General features: G+C 31.5%; 10 protein-coding genes and 2 tRNA genes. 8 read left to right on the top strand and 4 right to left on the bottom strand.

Annotated elements, in window-relative coordinates:
• From J7M77_RS08600 to J7M77_RS08585, 4 genes are all read left to right on the top strand, one after another.
• A partial coding sequence (locus J7M77_RS08600) for a PTS transporter subunit EIIC (protein ID WP_296877509.1) occupies nt 1-1,081 on the top strand: 1,081 nt, incomplete at its 5' end.
• Between the two features lie 109 nt (nt 1,082-1,190).
• Complete coding sequence (locus tag J7M77_RS08595; RefSeq protein ID WP_296877507.1) at nt 1,191-1,655, top strand: hypothetical protein; 465 nt, start codon at nt 1,191-1,193, stop codon at nt 1,653-1,655.
• Between the two features lie 11 nt (nt 1,656-1,666).
• Nucleotides 1,667-2,368, top strand: a complete 702-nt coding sequence (deoD, locus tag J7M77_RS08590) for a purine-nucleoside phosphorylase (RefSeq protein WP_296877505.1) — start codon at nt 1,667-1,669, stop codon at nt 2,366-2,368.
• Nucleotides 2,368-2,991, top strand: coding sequence for an HAD family hydrolase (locus J7M77_RS08585; protein ID WP_296877503.1), 624 nt, complete (start codon nt 2,368-2,370; stop codon nt 2,989-2,991). Before deoD ends, J7M77_RS08585 begins: the two co-directional genes overlap by 1 nt.
• Nucleotides 2,992-3,005: 14 nt before the next feature.
• Here J7M77_RS08585 and J7M77_RS08580 read toward each other — a convergent pair whose 3' ends face one another.
• Complete coding sequence (locus J7M77_RS08580; RefSeq protein WP_296877501.1) at nt 3,006-3,206, bottom strand: DUF378 domain-containing protein; 201 nt, start codon at nt 3,204-3,206, stop codon at nt 3,006-3,008.
• 93 nt (nt 3,207-3,299) lie between these two features.
• On the opposite strand from J7M77_RS08580, the gene J7M77_RS08575 reads away from it, so the two are divergent.
• Nucleotides 3,300-4,286, top strand: a complete 987-nt coding sequence (locus J7M77_RS08575; RefSeq protein WP_296877499.1) for a hypothetical protein — start codon at nt 3,300-3,302, stop codon at nt 4,284-4,286.
• A gap of 83 nt (nt 4,287-4,369) precedes the next feature.
• Complete coding sequence (gene alr / locus J7M77_RS08570; protein ID WP_296877497.1) at nt 4,370-5,443, top strand: alanine racemase; 1,074 nt, start codon at nt 4,370-4,372, stop codon at nt 5,441-5,443.
• Between the two features lie 30 nt (nt 5,444-5,473).
• Here the strand turns inward: alr and J7M77_RS08565 are convergent, their stop codons facing one another.
• The 3 genes from J7M77_RS08565 to J7M77_RS08555 all read right to left on the bottom strand — a co-directional run bounded on the left by J7M77_RS08565 (nt 5,474) and on the right by J7M77_RS08555 (nt 9,119).
• Nucleotides 5,474-5,893, bottom strand: a complete 420-nt coding sequence (locus J7M77_RS08565; RefSeq protein ID WP_296877496.1) for a hypothetical protein — start codon at nt 5,891-5,893, stop codon at nt 5,474-5,476.
• 88 nt (nt 5,894-5,981) lie between these two features.
• Nucleotides 5,982-6,980 carry a UDP-glucose 4-epimerase GalE gene (galE, locus tag J7M77_RS08560; protein ID WP_296877494.1) on the bottom strand — a complete coding sequence of 333 codons (999 nt, stop codon included), beginning with the start codon at nt 6,978-6,980 and terminating at the stop codon, nt 5,982-5,984.
• A gap of 87 nt (nt 6,981-7,067) precedes the next feature.
• A complete protein-coding gene (locus tag J7M77_RS08555) occupies nt 7,068-9,119 on the bottom strand; it encodes a translation factor GTPase family protein (RefSeq protein WP_296877492.1) in 2,052 nt (683 codons plus the stop codon).
• A gap of 237 nt (nt 9,120-9,356) precedes the next feature.
• Here J7M77_RS08555 and J7M77_RS08550 point away from each other — a divergent pair.
• Both J7M77_RS08550 and J7M77_RS08545 read left to right on the top strand, forming a co-directional pair.
• A tRNA-Val gene (locus J7M77_RS08550) sits at nt 9,357-9,432 on the top strand.
• A 16-nt stretch (nt 9,433-9,448) separates the two neighbouring features.
• A tRNA-Thr gene (locus J7M77_RS08545) sits at nt 9,449-9,524 on the top strand.
• Nucleotides 9,525-9,568: the final 44 nt, after the last annotated feature.

Here is a 9,568-nt window from a genome sequence, read left to right as displayed (position 1 = left end):
TTTAGGAATTGTTTATGTAACGATCATTCCAATGATCATTAATGCGTTTTATAATTATATTGCTTTGTTTATCGTTATTTCTATTAGCTATGAAGCATGCATTCAATATACGTTAGAAAAAATCAATGGAATGGTATTAACATTACTTAGTTATTTAGCTTTATGTCCAGTAACTCTCTTTGATCAAACTGAAATGATTGACGTTAAGTATTTAAGTAGCAACAATATATTTTTAGCGATGATCGTAGCTATATTAATACCCTTTTTATTACATAAAATTAATTCATTGAATCTACGAATAAAAATGATTCCTCAAATACCAGATGATGTTATTAGAAGTTTTGAAGTGTTAATTCCTGATATGATCTTGATCATTTTTATTTTAATGATACGTTTTGTTAGTGATGGTATTTTTAAAATAACTATTCCTGAATTTATTCAATGCATGATTACTTTACCGTTAAAGAATCTTGGTGGGCATCTTATTTCATTGGTCATTGTTAATATGGGAATTAGTTTGTTTTGGTTTTTCGGTTTTAATGGAACATATATCTTTAATTCAGTTATGACACCGGTTTTAATGACTTTTTCACTTGAAAATCTTTTAGCGATTAATCAAGGAAAGATGCCACCACATATTATTACGCAAAGTTTTCAGTCACAATACACACATTTAGGCGGTTGTGGTTCAACAATGGCATTGATCATTGCTTTATTTATTTGTCAAGATCATGGTAATAAACAAATTGCTAAAATTTCTTTAGTGCCAGCAATCTTTAATATTAATGAACCGCTTGTTTATGGGTTGCCGATTATTTTAAATATGAAATTAATGATTCCCTTTATTTTATGTCCAATTGTTAATACCATTATAGCTTATTCTAGTATGGCATTAGGTCTGGTTTGGCTGACTAATGGTGTACAGCTGCCATGGACAACACCGATTTTAATTTCTGGTTATTTATCTTCAGGGATAACGGGTTTATTATTACAAATAGGATTATTGATTATAAATGTTTTGATTTATTTACCGTTTGTAATCAATCAAGATAAAATAGCTCAATATCTTCCAGTTATTTAATAATAACTGGATTTTTTGGTGAATAAGTTAAAATTAGTGATTTACGTTTTAAACTAAAACAAGCTTTTACTAAAGATGGATTTAGGGTATAATGACTATGAGGTGCAATATGAAAAGAATAATTAAATTAGTAATGATCTTAGTTTTAATGATCACATTAATTGGTTGTAAAGAAGAAAAAAGAGAATACACAGATACTTATACACTATATTATTTTTATCTAGAAGGCTGTGCTAATTGCCAGAATTTTACTGATAATGGCTTACCAATAATAAAAGAAGAATTTGGTGAGCACATGAAAATTGTTGAATATGATATGGATAATCGGGAAACTTTAGTTGAAGTAAAAGCGGCTTATGATCAAATTATTGAAAATATCATTGATTTTAATCAAGATGATTATGGTTTTGGACCATTTGTAGTCTTAGATGGATACTTTGCTCAACTGGGAGTTAATGATGTTGATAAATATTTAGATAATTTAATTGCAGCTGTTTCTGGAGAAAAATTAAGTGATCCGTTAGAAAAAGAAACATATTATTATTTTAAAGATGGTTTAGTTAAACAAGATTAGGAGGGAATAAAATGGCAACACCACATAATCAGGCTAGTCCTGGTGAAATCGCTAAAACTGTTTTAATGCCTGGTGATCCGTTACGGGCGAAGTTTTTAGCGACAACTTATTTAGAAAATGTAAAAGAATTTAATACTGTTAGAAATATGTTAGGTTATACGGGAACTTATCATGGAAAAGAAGTTTCTATCATGGGTTCGGGAATGGGAATGCCTTCAATTGGAATTTATTGTCATGAATTATTTAACCATTATGGTGTCGAAAGAATAATTCGAATTGGTTCTTGTGGAGCGCTTAAACCAGAAATTAAATTACGCGATATTATTATTGTTCAAGGGGCTTGTACAGATTCCAATTTTGCTCATCAGTATCAACTGCCAGGAACTTATAGTGCGATTTCTAGTTTTAATTTACTAGAACAGGCAGTTGGACAGGCTCGTAAAAAGAAAGTAGATTTTCATGTTGGAAATGTCGTTTCTTCGGATATTTTTTATCACGTGGATAAAGATTGTAATCAAAAATGGGCTTCAATGGGCTGTCTGGGTGTGGAAATGGAAACTTATGCTCTGTTTGCTATAGCAGCTTATTATAATAAAGAAGCTTTAACATTATTAACGGTATCGGATTCTTTGGTAAGCAGTGAAGAAACAACCGCTAAAGAAAGAGAACAAACATTTACTGCAATGATGGAAATTGCTTTGGAGATTGCTTAATGAAACAAAAATTTGCTTTTTTTGATTTTGATGATACTTTGATTCATGGTGATTCTGGGCAGGCATTATTAAAATATTATCTAAAAAAACATCCTTTATCATCGTGGCGTTTAATTAAAGTAGCCGTTTTATTTGGTTTATATTTACTTAAGATTGTTAGTTTTCAAAGAGCTAAAAGTGCCTGGTTATTTCCCATGGATAAATTAAATGAACAAGAGCTAAATGATTTTTATCAAACTTGTTTAGTTCCTAAATATTATCCTAATGTAGTCGCTGAATTAAAGCAAAAAAAAGCTGAAGGCTATATGGTTTATATTTGTTCAGCATCGATTGAAGGTTATTTGCGTTTTTGTGATTTGCCAGTTGATGGAATATTAGGAACAAAGACTAAGATCATTGATGGTAAATATACTAGTAAAATGATTGGAAAAAACTGTAAGGATGGACAAAAAGTAGTTCGTTTAAATCAAGTAATCAATGATTTAAACATGACGATTGATTATGAAAATTCTTATGCTTATTCAGATTCTACTCATGATATTCCGATGTTAAAGATGGTAAAAAACCGAATTCGGATCAATAAAAAAAATGGAGAAATGACTCCATTTGTCTTTGAGGAGTAATTAACTCCTCATTTTTATTTAGTATCTAAATCTGTAAATAGTAACATAATATTAATAATACCGGCAATTCCAACTAAGATATATATCAACATTGATAAAAAACTATCAACACCAAAGATCGTATCGACTAAATTAAAATTAAATAAACCGATAAGACCCCAATTTAGAGCACCGATAATTGTTAATACTAATGATATTTTTTGTAATATATTCATTATCTACATCCTCCTTATTAAATTCTATCCCAATAAAATATCTTTATACATATTATTGTAATTTTTACATATTTTATTAGTGGGGGTGTAAAATTGAAAAAAATTTATATTGGTATTTCGGTGATGGTTGTCGCTGTTATTGCCACACTGGTCTTTTTTAAATTTAAAGATACATCTTTAGATAAGACGATTGAAAAAGTGAAAGCGTATGATAAATATACACTTACTTGTAATATGGAAATGGTGGAAAATGATGAGTTAAAAAGTTATCTTGTCAACGTTAGTTATTTAAGTAATGATAATAATGAATATTATAAAGTAGAGTTATATGATAAGGCTTTGAATCAGTCACAGATAATTATTAAAAACGGTGATGGAGTATTTGTGTTGACACCGACTTTAAATCAAATTTTTAAATTTCAAAGTGAATGGCCTAACAACTCACCAAAACCTTATATTTATCAATCATTGATTGAATTATTGGAAAAAGGAGAAGTTGAAAAAATAAAAGATGGTTATCAGGTAAGAAGTGAGGTTACTTATCCAAATGATAGTCGGATTGCGATGCAGGAAATGGTTTTTGATAAATCATTAGCACCTAAACAGGTAACGGTCTTAGATAAAGAAGATGCTGAAATTATTACAGCTGAGTTTACTGAATTTAAAACCGATATTGATTTAAATTCGGATGCTTTTAATGAAAAAGAAGTTTTAGAAAGTGCTAAAACTGAATATTCATCAGCTAGCAGCGATTTACCGTTATATCCAATTGCATTGATGGGGTCAACCTTGGATAGTGAAGAAGTATCAACGATTGATGGAACAACTAATCATATTTTAAAATTTACCGGTGATAAAAGCTTTACAGTTATAGAAACACCGGTTGAAGCTAGTGACAGTATTGTAGTGGAAAATGTTAGTGGGGAAGCAATTGATTTAGTTGATGGGGTTGCTTTTTATAATGATGGCGAATTAATGATGATGAAATCAGGGGTTTTATGTAAAGTTTATTCTCAAGACCTTGATAAAGATGAAATGGTTAGTGTCATCAGCAGTATGCAATCATCTAATTTAAAATAGAGGCAATGCCTCTAATACATAGTTTAAAAATGTTTGAATTCCAGGGTAGATTGGATTATACTAGAAGGGCAAAGGAGTAAGTTATGAGTTTATATAGGGATACATACGCAAAGATTAATTTAAAGTATTTAAAAGACAATATTGAAACTGTTTATCATAAATTTAAACGTCCATTAATGGCGGTTATCAAGGCTGATGCTTATGGTCATGGTTATCATGAAGTAGCTAAGTATATTAAAGATATTGATTATATTGAAATGTTTGCGGTAGCAACATTACCAGAAGCGATTGAATTAAGAGAATTAGGAATTGAAAAGGGGATATTAGTTTTAGGAGCGGTACCGACAACTAAAGAAGAAATTGATTTAGCAATCAAATATGATATTACATTAACGATGATCTCGCTTGAATATATGCATCATCTAACTTCATTGATTGATGATAAACCGCTTAAAGTCCATATTAAATTAGATACTGGAATGCATCGCATTGGACTAACTTCTAAAGAAGAATTAGATGAATTATTAGCGGCGATTGATCGTAATAAGTTTGTTTTAGATGGAATTTTTACTCATTATGCTACTGCCGATGGTCAAAGAGAAGCGTTTGAAAAACAGCGAGAAATGTTTTATCGTTTAGTTGGTGATCATCAATTTAAATATATCCATTGTTGTAACAGTGCAGCAATGACTTATCATCATGATACTGGTTCTAATTTAGGTAGAATTGGCATTGTGATGTATGGTATTGATCCCGCAGGTCAAGAAAGCGATGAATATAAACAGGTTATGTCGTTGTATTCAAAAGTTTCGTTAGTTAAACAAATCAAAAAAGGGGAACAAGTCGGTTATGGACTTATTTACACGGCTAATGAAGATGAATATATTGCCACCATTCCGATTGGTTATGCTGATGGTTTAATTAGAAAAAATCAGGGACGTAAAGTATATATCGCTGGTAAATATTATGAAATAGTTGGTCGTGTTTGTATGGATCAAATGATGGTTCGCGTTGATGAAACGATCAAAGCTGGTGATCAAGTAGAAATCTTTGGAGAACACATTAGTCTTGCCAGCATGGCTAAGGAATTGGATACAATTCCTTATGAAATTATTTGTTTAATTAGTAAACGAGTAGAACGAGTTTATGTAAAATAATAAAAAGATTGTTGGTTAGTCAACAATCTTTTATTTATATAACTGAGTTAATCGATAATATGAAATAGCACCTGTACGGCTTTGTTTAACTTTACCGTCTTTAAAAACAATTGTTTGCGGTATCGTAGAATCAGTAATGTCTAATTTTTCTTCTAACCAGTTGCCATAATTTTCATCTTCAGAGATATCAACATAATATAGTTTTTCACTGCGGTGATTTTCTACAAATTTAGACATTGTTTCTTGATATGATAAAGTTGTCGTATCGCTATTATTGCCAATTACAACAACGAAACTATCACCATCATCAACTTTTTCAACTAGTTCGCTTTGAGAAATAGTCGTATATTCAACGAAAACGATCTTACGATAAACAATCAGACCGATAAAAACTACTAATACTATCCCAAAGATGCTAATTTCTTTCCATAATTTTTTTATTTTTTCCATCATTAGCCTCCATAAAATACTACTATATCATAACAAAAATATTAACTAAAAACAACTTATAAAAAAGGATATGTCATTTCATATCCTTTTATTTATGTTTTAGTGCATAGTTCCAAGTATCCCGGCACATTTCTTCAATACCTTTAGTTGCTTGCCAGTCAAGTTCCTGTTTAGCTCTTGAAGGATCAGCATAGCATGTTGCAATATCACCAGGACGACGATCTTTGATTTCGTATTTTACGGTAACGTTATTTACTCGTTGGAATGTTTTAACTAAATCTAAAACGCTATAACCAGTACCAGTACCTAAATTACAAATATGTACTCCAGGTGCTTGATAATGTTCAATAGCTTTAACATGGCCTTTAGCTAGATCAACTACATGAATGTAATCACGAACACCAGTTCCATCATGAGTATCATAGTCATCACCAAAAACTCCTAGACATTCAAGTTCACCAGTTGCTACTTTCATGATATAAGGCATTAAGTTATTAGGAATACCTTTAGGATCTTCACCTAATAAACCTGATTCATGAGCACCAATTGGATTGAAGTAACGAAGTAAAGAAACTGACATATTTGGACAAGCATGTTGAACGTCAGTTAAGATTCTTTCCATCATTGCTTTACTAGTACCGTAAGGATTAGTTGTATCACCTAGTTTACAATCTTCAGTAATTGGGACAACTTCAGGATCACCATAAACAGTTGCACTTGATGAAAAGACGATTTGATTAACGTTATATTTTTTCATCATCTTACTAACAATCAAAGTAGTCATTAAGTTGTTAGTATAGTATTCAATTGGTTTTTCCATTGATTCACCAACAGCTTTAAAAGCAGCACAGTGAATTACAGCGTCTAGTTTGTTTTCTTTGAAAACAGCTTCAGTTTTTGCTTCATCTAAAATATTAAATTCATAAAATTTAACTTCTTTACCGGTTATTTCTTTGATATAAGTTAATACTTCTGGTTTGGAATTTGAAAAATCATCAATCACGACTACATCATATCCAGCTTCTAATAATTCTACACAAATATGACTGCCGATATATCCAGTACCGCCACAAACTAAAATATTCATATTTACCCCCATTTCAGTTTATATAATAGCATTTTTGCAATTATAATTAAAGCTTTCAATCATTGTTTTTTTTGGTAAATATTAATTCTATTTCTTTACAACTTCGCGAACGACATTTTCACCAGCAAATTCATAATCTAAAAATTCCATTTCAAAGACACCTTGTCCTTGAGTGATTGAACGTAAATCAACGGCATAGTTCATTACTTCACGCATTGGTGCTTCAGCAACAATTTTGATTAAACCGTCGTTTAAAACATCACTACCGATAACACGAGCCCGTTTGGTATTGAAATTGCTCATGATATCACCAGTATAAGCTTCATCAACGATAACTTTCATTTTCATATATGGTTCTAATAAAGCAGGGGTTGCTTTAGGAATTGCTTCTTTAAAGCACATGATCGTAGCTGTTTTAAAAGCCATTTCTGATGAATCAACAGTATGATATGAACCATCGATCAAAGTAGCTTTGATTCCTAAAACTGGATATCCGGCTAAAACACCACTTTTAACACTTTCAATCAAACCTTTTTCAACGGCAGGGAAATAAGATTTAGGGACAGCACCACCAAATACTTTTTCTTCAAAAACATACGACTGGTCATAATCGTGAGTTGGTTCAAAAGTGATTTCAACTTCACCAAATTGACCATGACCACCTGATTGTTTTTTATAACGAGTTCTTTGGGTAACTGATTTTCTAATTGTTTCCCGATATGGAATCTTAATATCTTCTAATGTAGCTTCGACTTTGAATTTATTTTTTAATTTATTTAACATGGTATCTAAATGAATATCACCGATTCCATAAATACATTGTTGTTTAGTTTCACTATTAGGATTAAATTTCAAAGTTAGATCTTCTTCTAATAATTTATTGATTGCATTAGCGATTTTTTCTTCATTGCTCTTTCCTACTGGTACGATAGCTTTACCATAGTAAGGAGTAGAAAATTCAATTTCTGGAACAATAATTTGATATCCCGCAATACATAAAGTATCATTAGTTTTACTATAAGCTAATTTAGTTAAAGCACCAATGTCACCAGCGTGTAAGCAGTCAACTGGCACTAAATCTTTACCAACAGGCTGATATAATTTAGTGATTTTTTCAACTTCTTTAGCTTTAACATTATATAATGAACTACCACTATAAACAGTACCAGTTACAACTTTAAATAATGATGTTCGACCAACAAATGGATCAGCAATCGTTTTAAAGATAAAGATACTAGCTGGTAAGCTTTCATCATAGCCGATAATTTCTTCTTCATTTTTATCAATATTATTAACGATCAATGAATTAGACATATCACCAGCAGCACTAAAGAAAGCAACCATTGAATTTAAGATAATTTGGATTCCGATTTGATCAGTACCACATAATACCGGAATTAATTCTTTAGACATGACCCCTTGACGTAATGCTAAAGAAATTTCATCTTTAGTAAATGGTTCTTCATTAATGTATTTTTCCAATAATTCATCACTTGTATTAGCAACCGCTTCATCGATCATTTCTTTGATTGGTAAAACTTCATCCATTAATTCTTCAGGAATATCACCAGCTACAGTGTGATCACCGTCAAAGAAACGACCTTCCATTTTAGCTACATTTACATATCCAATCATTTTATTATTTTCCATGATTGGAACTTGAATTGGGGCAATTGCCTTACCATAAGTATCTTTTAATTGTTGTAATTTAGTAGGGTAATCACTATTAGGATTATCTAGCCCGTTGATATAAATTATTTTTGCTTTGTCACGAGCTTTAAACATAGCTTGTTTAGTTCCAGCACTAATTCCAGCTGTTGCTGGATCAATGATCAATGCGGATTCACAAACGCTTAATGCGGCTTCGCATTCTCCGACAAAATCAAAAGTCCCAGGAACATCAATTAAATTAATTTTACAATTATTCCATTCTACTGGAATAACAGATAAGTTAATTGATGATTTTCTGTTTATTTCCTCTTCGCTGTAATCGCTTAGAGTGTTTCCTTCGCTAACGTTGCCAGTGCGGCCAATTAACCCGCTTCGATAAGCCATTGCTTCAACAATACTGGTTTTACCGCAGCCAGAATGACCTAAAACAGCGACGTTACCGATTTCATTTGCATGATAAGTTCTCATAAAATACCACCTTTCTATAAAAAACGAACTTCTTATATCTATTTTATCATATTGTAGCTGGAAAAGACTAGAAGATAATAAAGAATTTCCAAAATCGTGACTTATCTTAATAACTTGATTTAATAAATTGAAGCTTTTAGGGATGAATGGAGAAAAAAATATAAAAAAATTAAAAAAGTTACAAAAAAGTATTGACCAATTAAAAATTGTTTGGTATATTAATAGGGCAGTGTTCGAGGAGGTTTAGCTCAGTTGGGAGAGCATCTGCCTTACAAGCAGAGGGTCAGCGGTTCGAGCCCGTTAACCTCCACCATTTAAAAGAAAATAAAGCCGGCTTAGCTCAATTGGTAGAGCAACTGACTTGTAATCAGTAGGTTGAGGGTTCAAGTCCTTTAGCCGGCACCATGATGGAGGAGTAGCGAAGTGGCTAAACGCGGCTGACTGTAACT

Source organism: Thomasclavelia sp. (assembly GCF_017889095.1).
GTDB lineage: Bacteria > Bacillota_I > Bacilli_A > Erysipelotrichales > Coprobacillaceae > Thomasclavelia.
This window is presented reverse-complemented; position numbering and strand designations above follow the sequence as displayed.

Coding starts and splice junctions, on each gene's coding strand:
- J7M77_RS08580 (WP_296877501.1), bottom strand. CDS start 3,206: ATGAATATATTACAAAAAATATCATTAGTATTAACAATTATCGGTGCT.
- J7M77_RS08565 (WP_296877496.1), bottom strand. CDS start 5,893: ATGGAAAAAATAAAAAAATTATGGAAAGAAATTAGCATCTTTGGGATA.
- deoD (WP_296877505.1), top strand. CDS start 1,667: ATGGCAACACCACATAATCAGGCTAGTCCTGGTGAAATCGCTAAAACT.
- galE (WP_296877494.1), bottom strand. CDS start 6,980: ATGAATATTTTAGTTTGTGGCGGTACTGGATATATCGGCAGTCATATT.
- alr (WP_296877497.1), top strand. CDS start 4,370: ATGAGTTTATATAGGGATACATACGCAAAGATTAATTTAAAGTATTTA.
- J7M77_RS08595 (WP_296877507.1), top strand. CDS start 1,191: ATGAAAAGAATAATTAAATTAGTAATGATCTTAGTTTTAATGATCACA.
- J7M77_RS08555 (WP_296877492.1), bottom strand. CDS start 9,119: ATGAGAACTTATCATGCAAATGAAATCGGTAACGTCGCTGTTTTAGGT.
- J7M77_RS08585 (WP_296877503.1), top strand. CDS start 2,368: ATGAAACAAAAATTTGCTTTTTTTGATTTTGATGATACTTTGATTCAT.